This window comes from Paenibacillus andongensis (genome assembly GCF_025369935.1).
Classification (GTDB): domain Bacteria; phylum Bacillota; class Bacilli; order Paenibacillales; family NBRC-103111; genus Paenibacillus_E; species Paenibacillus_E andongensis.
The window spans coordinates 4,073,215-4,092,025 of the sequence record NZ_CP104467.1; the positions used below are offsets into that span (position 1 = coordinate 4,073,215).

At 41.0% G+C, this 18,811-nt stretch carries 23 protein-coding genes and 1 riboswitch; of the genes, 5 read left to right on the forward strand and 18 right to left on the reverse strand.

Translation table 11 applies throughout. The features are described 5' to 3' along the window. The first annotated feature begins 50 nt into the window (after window positions 1–50). The 4 genes from NYR53_RS18290 (at window position 51) to NYR53_RS18305 (ending at window position 3,485) form a co-directional block, all read left to right on the forward strand. The gene (locus NYR53_RS18290; protein WP_261300680.1) at window positions 51–530 is read left to right on the forward strand and encodes a hypothetical protein; all 480 of its coding nucleotides are present in this window, start codon (window positions 51–53) and stop codon (window positions 528–530) included. Between the two features lie 30 nt (window positions 531–560). Beyond that, a complete protein-coding gene (locus tag NYR53_RS18295) occupies window positions 561–1,475 on the forward strand; it encodes a polysaccharide deacetylase family protein (protein WP_261300681.1) in 915 nt (304 codons plus the stop codon). Window positions 1,476–1,639: 164 nt separating this feature from the next. Next, window positions 1,640–2,077, forward strand: a complete 438-nt coding sequence (locus tag NYR53_RS18300) for a hypothetical protein (RefSeq protein ID WP_261300682.1) — start codon at window positions 1,640–1,642, stop codon at window positions 2,075–2,077. Between the two features lie 142 nt (window positions 2,078–2,219). Then, window positions 2,220–3,485 (forward strand): stalk domain-containing protein, encoded by a 1,266-nt coding sequence (locus NYR53_RS18305; RefSeq protein WP_261300683.1) that lies wholly within the window; start codon window positions 2,220–2,222, stop codon window positions 3,483–3,485. A gap of 49 nt (window positions 3,486–3,534) precedes the next feature. Here NYR53_RS18305 and NYR53_RS18310 read toward each other — a convergent pair whose 3' ends face one another. The 6 genes from NYR53_RS18310 to NYR53_RS18335 form a co-directional block, all read right to left on the reverse strand. Beyond that, a complete protein-coding gene (locus tag NYR53_RS18310) occupies window positions 3,535–4,320 on the reverse strand; it encodes an arylamine N-acetyltransferase family protein (protein WP_261300684.1) in 786 nt (261 codons plus the stop codon). 67 nt (window positions 4,321–4,387) lie between these two features. Then, on the reverse strand, window positions 4,388–5,227 hold the full coding sequence (locus NYR53_RS18315) for a GNAT family N-acetyltransferase (protein ID WP_261300685.1): 840 nt from the start codon (window positions 5,225–5,227) through the stop codon (window positions 4,388–4,390). Between the two features lie 148 nt (window positions 5,228–5,375). Further along, window positions 5,376–6,206, reverse strand: a complete 831-nt coding sequence (locus tag NYR53_RS18320; RefSeq protein ID WP_261300686.1) for a sugar phosphate isomerase/epimerase family protein — start codon at window positions 6,204–6,206, stop codon at window positions 5,376–5,378. Between the two features lie 186 nt (window positions 6,207–6,392). After that, the gene (locus NYR53_RS18325; protein WP_261300687.1) at window positions 6,393–6,815 is read right to left on the reverse strand and encodes a nuclear transport factor 2 family protein; all 423 of its coding nucleotides are present in this window, start codon (window positions 6,813–6,815) and stop codon (window positions 6,393–6,395) included. Window positions 6,816–6,974: 159 nt separating this feature from the next. Next, a complete protein-coding gene (locus NYR53_RS18330; RefSeq protein WP_261300688.1) occupies window positions 6,975–7,481 on the reverse strand; it encodes a DUF402 domain-containing protein in 507 nt (168 codons plus the stop codon). 19 nt (window positions 7,482–7,500) lie between these two features. Then, entirely contained in the window at window positions 7,501–7,956 is a 456-nt protein-coding gene (locus NYR53_RS18335; RefSeq protein WP_261300689.1) for a GNAT family N-acetyltransferase, read from the reverse strand. A gap of 154 nt (window positions 7,957–8,110) precedes the next feature. On the opposite strand from NYR53_RS18335, the gene NYR53_RS18340 reads away from it, so the two are divergent. Further along, the gene (locus NYR53_RS18340; RefSeq protein ID WP_261300690.1) at window positions 8,111–8,494 is read left to right on the forward strand and encodes a hypothetical protein; all 384 of its coding nucleotides are present in this window, start codon (window positions 8,111–8,113) and stop codon (window positions 8,492–8,494) included. A gap of 53 nt (window positions 8,495–8,547) precedes the next feature. On the opposite strand, the gene NYR53_RS18345 is transcribed toward NYR53_RS18340, so the two are convergent. The 12 genes from NYR53_RS18345 to NYR53_RS18400 all read right to left on the reverse strand — a co-directional run bounded on the left by NYR53_RS18345 (window position 8,548) and on the right by NYR53_RS18400 (window position 18,772). Further along, a complete protein-coding gene (locus tag NYR53_RS18345) occupies window positions 8,548–9,963 on the reverse strand; it encodes a glycoside hydrolase family 18 protein (RefSeq protein ID WP_261300691.1) in 1,416 nt (471 codons plus the stop codon). Between the two features lie 145 nt (window positions 9,964–10,108). Next, a complete protein-coding gene (locus tag NYR53_RS18350; RefSeq protein WP_261300692.1) occupies window positions 10,109–10,885 on the reverse strand; it encodes a YheC/YheD family protein in 777 nt (258 codons plus the stop codon). Window positions 10,886–11,037: 152 nt separating this feature from the next. Then, the gene (locus tag NYR53_RS18355) at window positions 11,038–11,829 is read right to left on the reverse strand and encodes a phosphotransferase family protein (RefSeq protein WP_261300693.1); all 792 of its coding nucleotides are present in this window, start codon (window positions 11,827–11,829) and stop codon (window positions 11,038–11,040) included. Between the two features lie 594 nt (window positions 11,830–12,423). Next, window positions 12,424–13,074: a CAP domain-containing protein gene (locus NYR53_RS18360; protein ID WP_261300694.1), complete on the reverse strand. Its 651-nt coding sequence runs from the start codon at window positions 13,072–13,074 to the stop codon at window positions 12,424–12,426. 5 nt (window positions 13,075–13,079) lie between these two features. Continuing rightward, a riboswitch (cyclic di-AMP (ydaO/yuaA leader) is annotated at window positions 13,080–13,213 on the reverse strand. Between the two features lie 136 nt (window positions 13,214–13,349). Further along, the gene (locus tag NYR53_RS18365) at window positions 13,350–14,144 is read right to left on the reverse strand and encodes an RnfABCDGE type electron transport complex subunit D (RefSeq protein WP_261300695.1); all 795 of its coding nucleotides are present in this window, start codon (window positions 14,142–14,144) and stop codon (window positions 13,350–13,352) included. 1 nt (window position 14,145) lies between these two features. Next, a complete protein-coding gene (locus NYR53_RS18370; RefSeq protein WP_261300696.1) occupies window positions 14,146–15,027 on the reverse strand; it encodes an FAD:protein FMN transferase in 882 nt (293 codons plus the stop codon). Between the two features lie 8 nt (window positions 15,028–15,035). Further along, window positions 15,036–15,461, reverse strand: a complete 426-nt coding sequence (locus NYR53_RS18375) for an FMN-binding protein (RefSeq protein ID WP_261300697.1) — start codon at window positions 15,459–15,461, stop codon at window positions 15,036–15,038. 182 nt (window positions 15,462–15,643) lie between these two features. After that, on the reverse strand, window positions 15,644–15,802 hold the full coding sequence (locus NYR53_RS18380; protein ID WP_261300698.1) for a XapX domain-containing protein: 159 nt from the start codon (window positions 15,800–15,802) through the stop codon (window positions 15,644–15,646). A gap of 367 nt (window positions 15,803–16,169) precedes the next feature. Beyond that, entirely contained in the window at window positions 16,170–16,511 is a 342-nt protein-coding gene (locus NYR53_RS18385; protein ID WP_261300699.1) for a DUF1801 domain-containing protein, read from the reverse strand. A 14-nt stretch (window positions 16,512–16,525) separates the two neighbouring features. Further along, entirely contained in the window at window positions 16,526–17,098 is a 573-nt protein-coding gene (locus NYR53_RS18390) for a YciI family protein (protein WP_367618543.1), read from the reverse strand. After that, window positions 17,076–18,341: an RNA polymerase sigma factor gene (locus NYR53_RS18395; protein WP_261300700.1), complete on the reverse strand. Its 1,266-nt coding sequence runs from the start codon at window positions 18,339–18,341 to the stop codon at window positions 17,076–17,078. The genes NYR53_RS18390 and NYR53_RS18395 overlap by 23 nt, the downstream gene beginning before the upstream one ends. Continuing rightward, window positions 18,338–18,772, reverse strand: a complete 435-nt coding sequence (locus NYR53_RS18400; protein ID WP_261300701.1) for a YciI family protein — start codon at window positions 18,770–18,772, stop codon at window positions 18,338–18,340. The genes NYR53_RS18395 and NYR53_RS18400 overlap by 4 nt, the downstream gene beginning before the upstream one ends. Between the last annotated feature and the right edge of the window lie 39 nt (window positions 18,773–18,811).

Here is an 18,811-nt window from a genome sequence, read left to right on the forward strand (position 1 = left end):
ATAGTTCCAACGTCTTAATTAGGTAATATGTTAAAAGAAGGAGTAGAATCATGAGAAAATTTTTCACATCACGATTTAACTGGACTAAATGCAGTGAGCAGTTGGAGACTTATCTGGAAGCGCAAGTGTTGAAATGGAAAAAACGTTTAAATCCCTTGACTAACAAAATCGGTTTTGGTATCTACTTTTACAAAAACATTACCATTAACCTAAATCGTCTGAACAAAGAAATATTACAAATTGCCGAGGACAATATTCATCTCTCCCATTTCAAGAAATCGTCATTTCCCAGTTTTATATCCGTTGTTGATGGTATTAATGCGACATCTATGTTCATGAAATTGCCAAACCATGTCATTCAACAGATTACATCTCTGGTCAGAGCGCTCCCAGCGTTTAAATCGCTGCAATCTATAGCACGTTCGTATGGGTACAAATGTGAACTTCATTACAATCAAAGTAAAGCATTTGTCGGCTCTTTACAGATTCATTTTGTAAAAATTAACAAGTTCCCTACTCTACCGGCATGATTTTCCTTGGAAAGTTGGAGATTTCATAACATGTTTAAACAGAACTTTATAAAATACCTTTGTATAACATTCGCGTTCTTAGTATTTTGTTATGCACTATTAAATGATAAGTATAAAACCTCTAACGGATACCACTACAGCGACCGGGTTGCCGTTCTTGAATATCACCACATTGATCCTATCGAATCTGAATTCACCATTACTCCTGATACATTCAAAAAACATTTAGAAGCGCTGAAGGCTAATCATTATCATGTGATTTCAATGAAGGAGTTCGTTAATTTTCTAAATGGAGAAGGCTCTGTTCCCCCTGATGCCGTTGTACTTACTTTTGATGACGGGTATGAGTCTTTTTACAAATATGCCTATCCCGCTCTGAAAGAGCAAAACATGACGGCTACTAATTTCATTATTGTAAACTACTTAGGAACCAATCCTGGAACTCCTTTTTTGAACTGGGATGAAATTCAAACAATGAAGAGTGATGGTTTTGATTTTTACTCCCACACCTTTAATTCTCATGATTTTGCTGATGATCAAAACGGAAATCCTATTTCGCCCTTAACTAATCCTATCTATTTAAAAGACCAGAACAGAATGGAAACCGAGGAAGAATACAAACAACGAGTCAAATTTGATCTTAAAAAAGCAGATGAAATCATTCAAATGAAATTGGGGAATCAAGATGATTTATTTTGTTTTCCTCATGGGAGGTATAATAAAACACTTTTAGATATCGGGGATCAGCTAGGAATTAAGTATTACTTTACTGGGTTGGATGGGTTGAACACACCTGGAACTAAGTTAATAAAACGAGTAAATGTTGGATCAGCTCATGTTACAGCAAAAAGTCTACTTCGTATACTCAATGGAGAAACAAGCGTAACTGGAAATTTGAGAATATTCTTGAAAAACATTGTCGTAAAGCAGCGAATGAGTGAATAATATTATTTAAAGCCCTGGCTCTTTAGCCAGGGCCTCTTCATTTTTTTACCATTTGTTTGAATAATCTAGTTCGATCGTGGGTCTCGACATATACTAAGTCTATAATAAAATCCGTAAATGGCGCAGTTGGGGGCATTACATTGTTGAGAAAGGGGAATCCTGTCTTGATTAAAATGAATCCGTACATGAAAAGGAAAATAAAAGGGAAGAAATTCATTGGATCTGGTGGAACGCGAGTGGTATACGATTTAGGTGACGGCTATGTTTTGAAGATAGCAAAATCAAAAAAAGGGATCCTATGCAACAAGATGGAAGTCAACATGTATAAATCATCTTTGAAACCGATCAAAAAATATCTTGCAAAAATTATCGATTACGACACGGCATATCGCTGGGTAACCATGAAAAAATATGATCGAAAATTCCCCAACTCTCCAATGTATAGACGAAAACTTATGAGATTAGTAAAGAAATTTGGGGACAATGGAATCATTCCATCAAAGGGTGTAGGACATTATGATAAGCCATATGCTCCAAACTTACGTTTAAAGCGGAATAAACAGATCGTGATCATTGATTATGGTGGATTTAAATATGGATAAAAAACATGGCAATCCATGTTCCTTCGACCAGATTCGAGAATAATCGCGTAGGAAACGTTACTTTTGTACCTTGGAAAATATAGGGAATTCGATTAGCCTAATGTTGGTTCTAATAAAATCGAATTTCTAGGAGGTATCCGTATTGCGCTTGTCACGTCACATGATTATTTGTTCACTACTCTTCGTCATCCTCCTCCTTTCCGTGTATCCTGCAGCTAAAACAAACGCTGCCAACCAACCGCCCCTGAAAGTATTCGTCGATACCGCAAGAATCTCATTTCAAGTCGATCCTCTTCTTGCCGACGGCACTACACTTGTTCAATTCAGACCCCTTTTTGAAGCAATGGGTATGAGCGTGAAGTGGGACGAAACCCAGAAGCTTGTAACAGGGTCTAAGTCAGGGCTACAAATTGAGCTTCGTATTGACGATCCCAATGCCACAGTGAATGGAAAAAAAGTCGAGCTCAGCCAAGGTGCACAGATTATAGACGGCAGCACCATGGTTCCCCTTCGTTTTATTGGGGAAGCGACCGGGGCACTCGTTCATTGGGATCCGGTTAACCGGGAAATCTCCGTTATAACGGAAAAGTTATTGGCGAGTCTTGGCCTCACAAAGGAAGAGATGCTGAAACGGTTAGCCGACTATGCCGCAAAGCAGCAGACGCCGCCAACTACACCCGAGAAACCGGCGCCAGGAGCCCAAGAGCCAAAGCCGAATGCCCCAAGTACTCCCGTTAAGCCCATTCAGCCGGCTAAACCCGTCGATTTGTCAGCTCTACAAGGAATGTACTACGGCTTTAGAGACGACTTCGGAGGATATCAATGCGGTGGCGCATGCTGGGATATCTATACATTTCTCCCCGACAACCACATCTTTGTCGGAGCACCTCCGCAAGGCGGGCCGGAAACGATCGATTGCACTCGGGATAAATGCAGCACTTACACCATTTCTGAAGGTAAGCTCAATTTAAGCGCTGGAAACAGCCGTACCATCGAAACATCAAAGGATGGGGAACTATACATTGACGGTGTTCTCATGACCCCTGTTGCACCGGTTACAAATGGATTGACGTTACAGGGAACGTACAAATATATCAGTTATAGCGGTCTTGTTGGCATCAATGCTTTTTCCACATCATCGACCGAATATCTTTCCTTTACAAGCGACGGCACTTTCGAAAGCACAGACCTTAGCATAGCCAGCCTGGATGTTATCGTCTCCGATACCAATTCGTCCACTTCTAAGAGCGATACTGGGACATATTCCATTTCAGGTAATACAATAACTCTCAATTATAAGGACGGTACCACAGCACGTTTGCTTTTCTTCGACCATGACACTGACGGCATTGATACACTGCAAGACATACAGGTAGGGAACAATCGCTTTTATATACCTAAGGATTAAGTTGAAAATTTCCTATTCAATCAAAAAGAAGCCGTCTCAACACGGCTTCTCATAATTCTTGAAATCCAAAATGCTGTTTTGCAAGCTCTTTGAACTTAACATTATCAATCTTTTCTTTACTTGATTTCCCGTTAATCCATTGAGTGAAAGAAGTATCGGTTAACGTTACATTTCCATCGCTTGTAAGTTGGGTAATCAGTGGGTGTTTATTAAATCGTGAATCTTTGTGCTGGACTATGATTCCTTGGACTTCGTTCAATTCAGATAAACCTTTTAATGGTCGTTTTGTATCAAAAGCATACCCTATTTTCCACTCAGTATCTTTATATTTTAGTTTGATTTCAAGAACATAGTCCCCATAATCACTTTCCATCATTTTGACTCGAAATTCTCCATTCCGAGAGGAGATAGTTTCTCCATTTAGGGGCACAGGTTTTAGCGGAAGATTGCCACCAAATCCGGTATCAACCAAGTACGTATGACCTTCATGCTGCAAAAGAATAGTAACATGAGTTCTCCCTAGTTTTGACCAGTCCATCGTTGTATAATTGTATACTTCTCCGCGAACTAACACTGCATCGAACCCATTTTCAACCAAGAAAAAATAAAGCAACGGATTTAATTGATAGCATAGACCTCCTTCATTTTTTACGAGTATTTTGGTGATCAAACTCTCTTTTGTTATGACACTAGTTTCATTTGAGATAATGCTTAAATTTTCAAAAGGAAGGGATTTTGCTGTTTTCTCAAGCATGCTATCTAACTTTTCAAAAGTAAGTATGTCGTTCTCTGGAAAACCAACTCTTTTACGAAATAACCCATCTAACTCATTCATTATAATGATGATCCCCCCAGTTTTTGACATAAAGATTGTTTAATGGGCACGTAGGCTTTGTCGATTATTAAAATTGAATAACGATTGAATCCATTATCGGTTCATATCCAATTTGAACATAAATTTTATTGGAAGTAGGATTATTGAGGTCCGTGTATAAACTTGTTGTTTTATATCCGCGATCTAACAAGACTTGAGAGTAAGCGGCAACACAATCAGAAGCATATCCCTTTTTTCTTTCTCTAATTGGCGTGTAAACATAGCTGATTGTTATATTTGTTGGGGTTGGACGTATAGAAGCAGCCATGGAAACCATTTCTCCGTTCACTTCCCATGCAACTAAATTTCCTTTATCAATCATCCTTGCAGCTCGTGTATCTGCTTCTTCTAAACTTATAGGTTGGTTAGTTTCATTACAAAATTGATACAACCACTCTTTAATTATGTGATGATCACTTTCTATAACACTCCGAATGTTTCCATTCGAATTTGGTTTTTTCTTAACTTTTACAAGTTTATAAATTTTTTGCTCCATGAGGACACTTGCTTGAATCCCTTTTACATTCGAAATATACATGGCCAATTCAGAAGTTAATATCTTTTCACCTATAAAGCCGGGTATTTCTTGAATTGCGTTAATTAACTCTTCTGCAATAACTTGAATTTCCTTCGATGTAAAAGAAAGCGATTTTGATAAAATAATTTGATTAGGCTTTGTTTGTAGTAAGACCAATCCTATGTCGTTATCTTTCATTACAGTAACCATACAAAGAGGAGTTTCATCTTTTTCACTTAATGAGTGTAAGACACCTAATACTAAATTGTTTTCTGCCTCATATTGTACTAAGAATGAGCTAACATCCTCCTTAAATAATGAATGATCATCGTACTTTACAAGCCTTATCAAACAAACCCTCTCCTTTGGTTAGTTCTTGAATAGAACATGATCTTCTTCCTGTAACTCCCATTTTACGGCATTTACATGAACAAAAACATGTTAAGTTTTAATAAAAAAACAAAAAACCGCCATACAAGCGGTTTGTAATGTGATTATTTTATTTCAAATAAGGTTCTGTGAGCTGCCTTACACGCTCAATGCCTTCCCACATGTCGCCAGGTCCGTCATATACAAGAGTGAAAGGTCCTTCATATTCTGCTTGCTTGGCAACTTCCATACAGCGAATAAACTCAGCTTCATCCGGATATCCATTCGCATTTGTTTGTGCTTTGGCATGGATCGACTCACTGTGTGGAATCGTTTTGGCAAGTTCACCGTATTTCTCGGTTCCTTTAAAGTTGCCAAAATCCGAGGTTAGTCCAAGGAGCTCCCCGCATCCTTCCAATAAAGCAAGGCAATTATCCGCGATTGAAGTTAGTGTGTGAAAGTTTTCTGTAACAACGCGTACTCCTTGCACAGCAGCATAAGAACTTAGTTCTCGGAGTGCATCTATTGATCTCTGCAAAGCTTCTTGATCCGTAGGTGCCGCATCACCGGCTATCACGCGCACCCTTTCAGCTCCCGTTCGTGCAGCAATGTCGATCCATCCTTTGATCCACGCGATGTCCGATTGTCTGCGCAAATCATCTGAACTGGAAATATCACCATATTCAATTAGTAGCGTGTAAAACTGGAGATCTGCTTCCGTGAATGCTTGTTTCAATCTTTGCAAATAGGCTTCACTTATATCCGGAAAATGAAAATGACACACTTCCATTGACCTAAATCCTTTCTTCGCAAGAACCGCCGGCAATTCAAGCAGAGAGATGAGTTCAGGTTGGTCTTGGGTATCCGTTATTTGAGTAAACGTGTTTTCATCCCAACGGGTCCACCGCAAGGGCCCCAAATTCCGATGTAAGCTCCAACTCGTTAATGATAAAAATGGCATCTTTCCCACCCTTTCGTCTCTACTGTTTGCTAGTATCTTATCAGAGCGATGCGGTGATCACCATATTCGAAATCGCAGATATATCTCTTATTGTGCTGCTTTTGTACAGCGGCTACCTAGACGCAAAACCATCGCATCAAAGATGCGATGGTTAATTGCTTTTTACAATAAAATCGTTAAATCTAATTATAAATCTTTGTTTCCGTCTATGTATTTTAAGTTAAACTGGAATTTATCAATTTTCCATACGTCTTCAATTTGTGTCAAATGAACATTGTATGTCCCAACAAATGTTCTCACATTTTGGCCCGTCGGATTAGGTAAATAGTGGCTTGCCGTCCCATAGCAGAAGAGATCTGCTTCATTTCCTGACACGTCCACAATATAGTTACCTACCTGATGATGGATGGCTTGCAGCTTTTTCAACCCTTCATCCCAACCATCAACAATTTGTTGAGCACTGATAATGGCTGGTTGCCCTGCGCCCATGGAACTCATATCCAACCATACTTCAACTGCAAGACACTTCTTGACTTCTACCCAGTTCCGTTCATCTGTAAAAATAAACAATTGATTGACTGTTCTAATAATATCTTCCTGTTGAGTCATTACCTACACTCCTCTTTCCCAATTAAATTAATAATTTGAATGAACAGTAGTTGTTATCAACAAAGGTGAGATAGCAGTAACTTTTAAATTCCATTCGTTACCAGTAATCATTTTACCATAAAATGTTATCGTGAGTAAGTCATAATTAACCTACATAATTTATCTTGGAATACAGTCAATAAACTTTTCGAGCGAGCCATCAAAAGGGAATGTTTGATTTCTAACAAGTTCTTTTAAGTCCTGCAACTCTTGACTAGCTTTATGAATTAATGCTTCTGGATAAGCAAATTTAATTGCATTACTCTCAAACTCATCTTCATCAACAACCTTCCATTCACCGTTTCTTTGTACATAATCGAGGTCTAAATCTACAAAAGAAACAGTGTTACCTTCGATCTTCGCTGGCTGGTTTATATTGCAATAAAATTGGTGGATTTTACCTCCAACAACATCGGCACTAACAGTAAACCATGAATCAAATGGGAAATATTCAATCGTCCAAGTCTCAACGGTAAATACCTTTTGTTTCGTGTAATGATTTAATTTTCTTCCGTACTCGCCTAGGACAATAATGTGTGAATCCGTCTTTTCTAATAAAATTGTGTTCCACTCATAATGTCGTATATTTCCATATTTTAAAGCCTGAATGGTTATCTGATTGTCCATTGTTTCATCCTCATTAAACTCATAATTCCTTTGTCATAAATACGCTATTGGGGTCCTCTACATAGTCCGCAAACGGCTTGCAATATTGAAACCCAAAACTTTCATACATTCGTCTAGCAGGATCGAAAGCTTCCATTGACCCCGTTTCCAAACTTACCCGTTGATAGCCGCGTCGCTTGGCTTCTTCTAGGATGTGTTCAAGGATTCGCCTTGCAACACCTTTTCTTAGATGTGTTGAAGAAGTTCGCATTGATTTAATCTCTCCGTGTTGACTATCAAGTTCCTTAATAGCCCCACAACCAGCTAATTCATTTTGTTCCCATCCACTCCAGAAAGTAATTTCCGGCTTTTTCAATTTATCCAAATTAAGGGCATGTGTACTTTCTGGCGGAGATAGAGATGCCATATGCTGAAGATGTTCTCCAATTAATGCAACCACTTCGGGTCCAGTTAAATCATCTATTTTAATATCCACTACAATCACTCCAAAGTCTCTATTTTTTAATCCTTATAATACGTTTTAATAGATTCATTTTCAACTAAATTATGGTCTATCTTTCAATAATCAAGAACCAAAATGAAATATGTACAAATTCTATTAATATATCAAAAGAGATGGGGTGAATTGGTTGAGAGCTTCTTTAAATCTATCGAAATCAAGATCAAGATCTATAAGTCTAAGAAGATCTGCGCATCTTCAACGATTACTCACGTTTACATTTCCATTTTTCAATGGAACGGTTTTCACAGGAACCTTCCAGGTCCGGAACCTAGTAAATAGAGGAGAAATCATTGTTTCCCAACGCCGCGGAGCTGGCAGTATTACAACCCCTGTTGTCAGATATCAGATTGTGAATGCCATAACTGGCATCCCGGTTACTAACAGCGTAACGTTGACTGGAACCCTTACAGTAGCTTTGAGCTTTCGTATACCGGCCGGAACATACAGACTCCGAATCACGAATGTTGGTGCAGGAGCAGCATCTGTACAAGGAGTTATTGTGGTGTTTTAAGTTAAGATGTGCGCCCTTCAGGTGCACATCTTTTTTTTGAAAAAAAGTAACTGTCATATAAGCTTTCGGATTTGAAAATTATCTTCGAGCAATACCCAATTTTGCGGAAACGGATAACCAAGTACCCAATAACTGACCCCTCTCAAGTTATATTCCTTTACCAGATCGAATTTGGCCTGGGCACTTCTTGCATCTTCGAACCAGACTTCATGTGTATGTTGCTTTTCATCTACATAGCGATAGTATGGCGTTTGGGACAACTGATCGTACTTGATCTCTGCCCCATGTTGAATGGCTCGGCGAACAGCTTCTTGCATATCAAATGTCTCTGCCTGTTGTCCTTTTACATGAGGAAGGAGCCAATCACGTGCGTATAACTGAAAGCCCATAAATATTTTATTTCTAGGAATAACAGTGACCGCATAGTCAAGAACGCGTCGTATTTCGTTGATCGGGGAAATGGACTGAGGAGGACCGAATCTGTATCCCCACTCATACGTCATGAGTACGACAAAGTCGACTATGTCTCCATGGGCGGCATAATCGTGAGCTTCGTAGAGCAAACCTTTTTGCTCTGAACTTGTTTTTGGGGCAAGGGCTGATGATACAAAAAAACCTCTCTCATGCAGCCTGCGGACAGCAAGTCGAAGAAATTGATTATAAAACTCACGATCACTAGGATATACATTCTCAAAATCAACATTTAAACCATGGTAGCCTTTGCTTTCCATGATCGTTAAGATGTTAGTCAGTAGCTTATTTTGCAGATCGGGATTGGATAAAATGGTATGTGCCAACTTCGATCCGGCTTCCGTAGCGGAAAAATTAGTGATCGACATGACAGGTATGACATGTTTTTCATATGCAACGGCAATGAGCTGCTGATCATCCACGGGCTCTAGGGTTCCATCGTCCTTCATGCGATAACCAAAAGGGCATAAGTACGTTAGATGCATCCCATCCTTCCGAACTTGCCCAGCAGCCACCTTTCCGAAAACGTTGGTATAAGCATTGACATCGATGATCTGCCTCTGCTTTTCAGGGATTCTCAAGTTTAGACCTGAGGAAATAAGTGCAGGATTTGTAATTGCATTAGCTTGTGCGATGGCCTGCACAGTAACGCCGTAACGGTGGGCGATCTCCCAAAGTGACTCACCCCGCTTCACGGTATGGTATAAAACAGGAATGATTAATACTTGTCCAGGCCTAATCTGCGTGGTATCGGTTATTAAATTTGCCCTAGCGATGGATTCTACGGTAATACCGAAACGGCCGGCAATCGTCCCAAGCGTGTCTCCTAACCGGACCACATATTCGGGATAAGGCGGTGGAATAACTAATGCCTGACCGATGACTAAACGATTGGGTTCTTGAAGTTCATTGATAGCGATAATCCGATTGGCATTCACGCCATAACGACCTGAAATCAGCCATAGATTCTCTCCTCTTTGCACCACATGAATTTGCACTTTTATACCTCGCTCTCGCCTTAAACTTCTACATGTACTTTATTCCGCTCATGTCTCTAGTGCTTTAGGCGAATACCCAATTGATGTCCATAAATGAGGATTTAAATAAAAGAGCCTTCCTACGATTTAGTAGAAAGGCCCTTTTCTATATCAGTCGTTTATTATGTTTTCTATAATCAGCGAACAAAAAACGGATTCTTTGATAGAATGTTTTGTTTTTAAGCTTATTAAAGAGTCCATGGGATGGATTATGAAGATTGACCTCAATAATCCAGATCCTACCCTCTTTATCTACAGCAAGATCAATACCACTCTGATAGGAATAAAAAGGGAATTCTTCGGAGTATCGAATAATTTTACTACATAAGGAAATCAATTCTTTTTTCATCTTCTCGATACGACGTTTATCGAAGTGTAAAGATTGAGTTAAAGCATCCTCAATCCTCATAACGTAACCTCCACCTCGCTGGACATTTGAAACAACACTTTGCTCCCCGGCCACCTTTACAACCATCCCTGCATAATGCCATTTGCATTTGCCATCTCGCATCATCATAACCCGAATATCAAAAGGTCTACCGTTTATTTGAGCCAAATCAATGGTTTTTTGAATAATATATGTTGTTTTAGAGCCTGAATGAAGGATTTTGTCATATAACTCAGAGGTTGTTGATGCAAGATTTGCTTTACCTCTGACCCTAACAAACTTGTAATGCTTAGCCGCCCGCCACGCTTTAATAATGCCCTTTCCAGTATGCTGCCTATTAGCTTTGATATATACAGAGTTGTATTTTTTCAAAAAATTAGAAAGTGTAGAAGGGTTGAAAATCATTGTTGGAGGTAAATATTTTGCAATTTCAGGATACCTCGAGTAAAAGCGATGTAGGTTCCACTTAGCCAGCCGTGCTAACTTAGATTGCATGCCATCCATCCTTTTCCAGTGTTTATTAGACAGCATATTATGCTTATCACAGGATGGATACGACTTCAGCGGAGTACAATAAATATGATCTTACTTTCATCACAAGCAACTTGAGTAACCTTAACGAAGCCATCTTGGAGCAATTAGACACATTAGAAGAAATTATAACGACCATCTTCAAAATATTCGTATTCCTTTTTACTTAAAATCTCAGTTCCGTAACCTTTAAAGAAAGTATTAATCTCTGATGCCGTTTCAATAGCGTTAGGTTTGGGTCGAATTGCCAAAGAAACATCATATCTGGGATCGCCAAACGCCCCACCACTCCAGTCAATAATACTTATTATTTTCCCCTCACGTGCTAATACATTATCAATAGTGAAATCTCCATGAATTAGTGTGCTTTTTATTGGTTGTGGCTTGTTTTCCTTCAATTGTTCTAATAGATCTGCTGTTCCATCTACTGAGTAATGTATAAGATTATATTCTGCACGTTTCAACATGTCATCCAACCAAACTGTATCTCCAATTAATTCCTTGGGGCATGGAGTTGAGTGAATTTGTGACAAGGTTAAACCAAAATTGAATATCATTTCATGCTTCTTATTCGAATTTTTCTCTTTATTTAATGCATGTCTTAATGGTTCCCCCTCAAAAAATTGCAGCAATGCCCAAGACTGATTTTCACTTTTTTGTTGTACAAATTGATATACGGTGGGAATAGGTAACTTTGTGTTATGTAAACAATTTAGAACATCAATTTCTTGAGATAACCAGGAACAATACTGTTCACCTTTCGTTCTTTTTATTACAAAACAACCTCGTAAACTTTCAATTATTGCTACATCAGAAGTATGACCCTGCCTTGGAAATCTGATGTCTTTAATGACACCGATATAATCATAAATTTCATTGGGTATTTCATCTAAATAGATTGGATACAATGATGCCACCTCAAGGCTCAAATTTACTCAGAACATTCATTCGTGTATTTCTATTATATCTTACTTATTTTGGAATGGAGAGGTAAAATAAAAAAACGAAAAAGATGTTGTCCGAATGGGTTTTATTAACCTTGAGGGGTATCTACCTAAAAAGTTACACGTATCCATTAGGACTTCCACCAATAAGAACGAGGTCCATTGGACTAGCGTTAATCTTAACGGAACGACAAGCCACTAAATTGGTAAAAATGAGCTAAAAATTGAATTGGCGGAACGAGGAGGCGTTATTTGATGAGATTTGAGCTATTCGAAGCTAAGAACAACGAAATAGCGTCGCTACGTTCCTCATTTGCTTGAATTAGAGCTATTTCGCGTAAATAGCGTCGCTACGTTCCCTTTAGTGAAAGCCTACCATATGTAAACGGATACATGTATTCCATGAAGAAGACTCGAAACAAAAAGAAACCAATCCTAGTTAAATGGAATTGTCGTGCAACCATCTGCTGAAGAAAGAGAACAGGGCTGTCCTCAAGTAGATTTCTACTTTTGAGACAGCCCTTCCCTCGTATTATTCTGCAGACAAATGTTATTGCGTTAGTTACTTATGAATTCCTGTACCCATTCGCCGTTATAATAAGCAACACCGATTTGGGTGAAATTGGGGCTTAGAATGTTTTGACGATGGCCTGTGCTGTTCATCCAAGCTTGCATGACAGCTTCAGGCGTTTGTTGACCTTTCGCAATGTTTTCACCTGCGTAGGAATAACGAATGCCGTATGTGCTCATCATATCAAATGGAGACCCATAGGTCGGCGAGGTATGATCGAAATATCCGTTGTTGTACATATCCTTCGCTTTATCCAAAGCCATGGCTGTAAGTGCGCTGTTGCTGGTTAAAGGACGAAGTCCTGCCTTAGCTCGCTCTTGGTTAACTAAGTTAACGACTTGGTTAGCAAACGTTGATTGGGACGGAGCAGTTGTAACTGGCGTTTTGTTACCTGCATTTGAGCTTATGCTTCCAGGAATGTTGAGGCTCATACCAGACCAGATCACGTTCGGATTGGCAACCTGAGGGTTTGCCTTAATAAGTGAAGAAAGGCTAATACCATACTTCTTGGATATTAACCACATGGTATCATTGCCTGATACTGTATGCGTTGCTGGTGCGGCCATTGCCGCGCTCGAACCAATGAGGACGCTCAATCCAATTGCGCCGGTAACCACAAGCTTTTTGTAACGTTTCAAAATAAACCTCTCCTTTTTGCGGCCTGCGAGGTTAGCTGTCGGATTCGGGTCAAAGAGTAATCACCCGGCCGCAGATCGCGGCTTCACCCCAAATAATGGGTCCCCCGTGCTTCATAGAAAGCTTCGGCCTCCTGAGTTATTTGATCCATATGGATCTCACAAATTGTAACATGTGAAATCATAGAGAACATGACTCAAAATTTTCCAACAATATCATGTAAGCGGCATCAGCTGTTTCTTTTTGACTAAAAAATTCGCTAATGTTAATCCCTCATTCAACTAGTAAGTCCAGCAGCGTTCCTAAGCTTCGGTACAAGTACGTGGTATAGGTTCCCGATTAGTAATCCTATAAATAAGTACATCAAACCTCCAAAAATGCCATAAATAACTGCACCCACGACCGCGCAAAGGATGCCAAAAATGACTTGATCCTTATTTTTAGCCGGTGAAGTAGGCGGATCAGTAAGCATAAAAAGAGCAAAGAAAAGCGAAGCATTAATAAAAGGTGATCGAAGTGCGTCAGTGGCGTCTCCGACATGAAGAATCCCCATCATAAATAAAAAGATGAAATACGTTCCAAGAAATGAAAAAACTTGAGGAAATTTGTTCACTCGGTTCGTCACCATGTAACCGCCAATGAATAGAAACACAACTGTCCATGTGGGAAGATCCCCGAATGCGCCCCACCAGCTTTGTCCTGTTCGAAAGAAAAGGATGGACAGAAGCAGTCCGAAAGCCGCTGGATTGAAGATTGGTTTTTTCTTATGGACAAGTAAATGTTTCGACAAAATAGCCATGATTGAAGTTGCAGCAACAATATACCATGAAGAAGTTGTGCTTAAAACTAAAGCTATAATTAACCCTGTTATAACCGCACCATCCGGTATCATTCGCTTCCTTTTTGCAATACGGGAACAAAGGATATCCACGGCTGATGATACAACGACGGCAATGATACTATTATAAATGCCCCTGAAATCAATTGACCATATGGAGGCTATAAATAGAAAAGCAACCAAGGAGACTACGACATATCCCTTTGGTGTTTTTATCCATTGGTTAGCTGTCAATTTATATCCCCCCTACTCTATCTATTTGTAAGTCGGATGTAATCAAAATCCCCTTCAGATCAGCTTGTTCAATTAACATTCTCCCTCGGTCCACGCCCAATAAGAAGGAAGTCGTCGAGAAAGCGTCCGCCATCATCGCATAAGGGGCAATGACACTGCAGCTTATCCATTCACTCGGTGATTGTTTCGTTATTGGGTCGATGATATGATGCATGCCGGCTTTTAATGCGCTTTTGCGCTCGTAACTTCCAGATGTACAGATCGCCTCATTCGATATATCAAGCGTTTGTATAATTTCTTCTTTATGTTCGGGATGTTGGATGCCAATTCTCCACTTGCTGCCATTTTCATCTACTCCACCAGCATAGAGGTCACCGCCAGCATTGACGACAAATCCTTCAAATTCTTTCAGCTCATGTGCGGCCAAGTCGATGGCGAATCCTTTAGCCACGGCACCTAAATCAATCACTAATGGCTTCCGCAAAAACAACGTATGATATTGCTCGTTTAATATGATATCTCGATAGGTAGCGAAACCCGATGAGGAGCTATGGATGGTTTCCCCAGTTAAGTAATGTTGATTGAACCCCATATCTTCCATTACTTTTCCCACGGCAGGATCAAATGCGCCTTTCGTCCATTTCGCCACCTCCAAAGCAAACTTCAAAGGCTCAAATAAAAACGGACTAATCCGAATGGGTGTTTTTATTACTCGGCATGCCGCCATCAACTCACTGTCCAAGCTGAAACGGCTGCAAGCTTGTTCGACTTTCCGAAATGCCTCGAAAGCCCTATCAATGGCTGCTTCTGTTTGATCCTTTGATTTCCGAGTGACGACCTGTATCTCTACCACGGTATCCATAAATAATTTTGTTTTTTTCATGATATTGCTCATGATAAGTTTCGCGCCTGGTTAAGCCCATCTTGTACGGCGTCTTTAAATGCCTGAGTACTGTAGGTAGCGCCCGATACATTCCGTACTTGTGCACTTTGTTTTTGTACAGCTTCTTGGGGCAGCCCTACGACGTCATCTATTGTATAATGCATGGCAAAATGGCTAATTTCAACATCCGTAATTTTATCGCTTTTAATGGTGACTGCCACTTGAATCGATCCACGTCGATTGCTTCCAGTACCCGTATAGGTACCCTCTTTATAAAGTCTATTTACTTGACTGCTTTTAGTCTGTGTAACTTGGGCTTGTTGTTGTGGCTGCTGTATCGTAGCCTGAGTCTCCGTTGCGAAATATCCAGCGGCATAAATAGCTCCAATGGCTGTTGAACACAGGGCGACCCACTTTTTGTTCATTTTTGCCATGTGAATCCCTCCCATATCATGCTTTATCGATAGTTTCATTATATGGAGCGAATATTAAAATTTTCTTAAGATTAACTGAATGTATGCTGTATGTATTCGGTATAATTGTTTGCTTGGAAAACAAATAAAAGCTCCCGTCCCTAAAAAGCGACGAGAGTAATACCGGCACCCAGTCCTGCTTCCTATTTTAGAAACAATTCCATGATCTTGCCGCCTAGATAAATCCCTACAATTCCTAGAATACCCGAAAGTACAGGCGGTGCGGGCAAAGGCAGTTTCAATACCTTGAATAACATACCAATAATTAAACCTGCTCCTAATGACAACAGAAGCTCCTTCATACTTTAGACACCTCGATTGTTAGACTTAGCATATTGCAGGCCACTTCGAAATTGACTACGTTTGGCACAAGCGATGACCTTTCATCATGCTGAGGTTCCATATCCGAAATTAACAAACCGTCGGTTAAGTACACACAAATTCGTCGCACGCATAAAACCTTCGACTATCGTTTGTCCTACACCGAGTTCGTTCTCAATAATTTGCTTCAAAGGACTGTCATTTATTACTATATTCGAAAATGGAAATGACCTTTTATTTTAAATCTGTTATTTCATTTCTCTCAGCAAATAAAAAAGAACAGCGGCTAACTTTGACGTTACAAAGTTAAGCGTTGTTCTTTTTGTGCCCAAAAGTTTGTATTTGAGATTAAAGCGAGCTTGAAGCTTGGCTGACCAATGAGACGAGCTGCCCGGAATCAAACGAATCCCCTTTCCGCAGCTTCAGTGTTTTTCTTTCTGGGGGCCCATCGAACTTGCCTTCCGGAAGCTCCAGCTCGGCAGCGTTAAAGATTGTAAAACTGACCGCGTCTTTCGACGTCGAGATGACAGCAGCGTATTTTCCATTTTTCAAAAAATGGGGCTTCTTATACTGAATACGTTCTTGCACATCCGGTATGGCTTGGTAGACAACTTCACGCAAATGATTAGACATTTCCCGCTGCCATGGTTCTTTTAACGCTTCAATAAACTCGGTTACTTCCTGATTCATTCTAATACTCTCCTTTATTCTATCTTATTTAACATATTGATTTGGTCCTCTAAATCGGCTTCCAAGGCCAGTATTCTTGGGTCTCGCATTGAATCCGTATGCTCCTTGAGTTCCCGCATTTCGATTTCAAATGCCCCGCATCCTCTTGGAAAAGGCATCTTGAGCGCCCAATCTGCAGCCTCATCTTCAGAATTCACATCGATCAGCGTATATGAGGCTATGAGCTCTTGATCTACCGGAAAAGGGCCGGCTTTCACCTCTGGTTCTCCGCCATGTAATGGATACAAAATCCTGATCCCGCTTGAGCTAGGCTGAAGCTCTTCTGCTGCCAGTAGCGCGCCAGATCTGGCCAAAGACTTCTTGTACGCAACCATTGCATCGTTGTGTTCCCTACTGAACTCTACACCCGTCTCCGAGTACCCTGTCGCTTTGACAATCAAAATAAACCGCACAATCGTTTCCCTCCTTGTAGGAAGATCATTAAAGCAGCAGCTAGCTGCCGTAACCCTCCCCTTACTATGACGACGAACGAGAAACCATGTAATCGACAAGGCAGCTTGTAAATTATTTCGATGCTTTAGACTCACATTCAGCAGCCCGTTTCATCAAAAGCGCCTGCTCACGGGCATTCTGGGTCATCGACACGGCCCGTTCAAATTCTGTACGTGCTTCATCGAAACGCCCCAGTTTCACTAGGAGATCACCGCGAATGCTCGGGAGCAGATGGTATCCCTTCAGGAAAGGTTCGTCGCGGAGTTCGTCGACAATTTGCAGCCCGAAGGCTGGACCAAATGCCATAGATATGGCAACCGCTCGGTTTAATTCGACGATCGGTGATGGCGTTTGCCTAGAGAGCGCTTCGTAAAGGGCTGCAATGCGGATCCAATCGGTCTCAGCTGCAGTAGGTGCCTGTGCATGGCACGCCGAAATCGCAGCCTGCAGCGAGTATGGACCGAGCGGGCGTCCAAGTTTCTGGCTGCGCTCAAGTGCCGCCAATCCACGGCGGATTAGCAGGCGATCCCATTGTGCACGGTTTTGGTCCATCAGTAGAACGGGTTCGCCATTAGAGCTAACCCGTGTTTTAAAACGCGAGGACTGAATCTCCATTAAGGCAACTAGTCCATGAACTTCTGATTCATGCGATGCGATCTCGGCAAGTACGCGTCCCAGTCTGAGTGCTTCCTGACATAGCAGCGGACGTATCCAGTGATCTCCGGCTGTTGCTGAATACCCTTCATTGAACATCAGGTAAATCACCTCAAGCACGGAAGTCAAACGTTCTCTGAGTGCTTCACCTACAGGTACCTCAAAAGGAATTTTTTCGGCACTGAGCGTTTTCTTGGCTCTGACAATCCTCTGGGCAATCGTTGATTCGGCGGCAAGGAAAGAACGCGCGATTTCAACAGTTGTAAGCCCGCATAGCAGGCGCAGCGTCAGGGCAACTCTGGCATCTTGTGATAACACCGGATGGCAGGTCATAAAGATCAGACGAAGGAGATCGTCACCGATCTCCCCATCCAAATTACGTTCCATGTCTTCCTCTGTATACAAATCCATACCATTAGCAATTTCAACATATTTCTGATCACGCAATTTAGTCCTGCGCATAAAATCAATTGCGCGCCGCTTGGCCGTCGTCATCAGCCAGGCGCCAGGATTGTCTGGAATGCCATTCTCCGGCCACCGTTCAAGGGCAATCACCAATGCATCCTGGGCAAGATCCTCTGCGAGACCCACATCCCGAACCATTCTTGTTAACCCTGCGATAATCTTCGCAGATTCAATTCGCCATATTGCATCAATGGTCCGTTGTGTAGTGGATAACGTCACGCTCTCTTCTGCTCCTGGGCCTGTTTGCGAAGAATTGCCTCTTTTTCCTGCGATTCGGTATCGTCCGTTAACTCCTCAAATTCGAACACCTGTCTGAGCTCAATCTCGCCTTGTCCATATCCGTGGGGATCCGGCATGCGCATTGCCCATTCAATCGCTTCTTCCCTGGATTTAACTTCAATCAGTGTATATCCCGCGATCATTTCTTTCGCCTCCGTGAATGGACCATCTATCACCTTTGGTTTGCCTCCGGGCTCCGGATAAGAAATCCGTATTCCGCTTGAGCTTGGCTGCAGTCCATCGGCAGCGAGCAAAACACCCGCTTTCACCAATTCCTCGTTGTACTTTTGCATAGCATCAATAAGCTCCTGGCTGGGCATAGTCCCCGCCTCTGAATCTGTTGTAGCTTTAACGATCATCATAAATCTCATATGTGTTTACCTCCTATTTTTTAAGTCAAATTATTACAT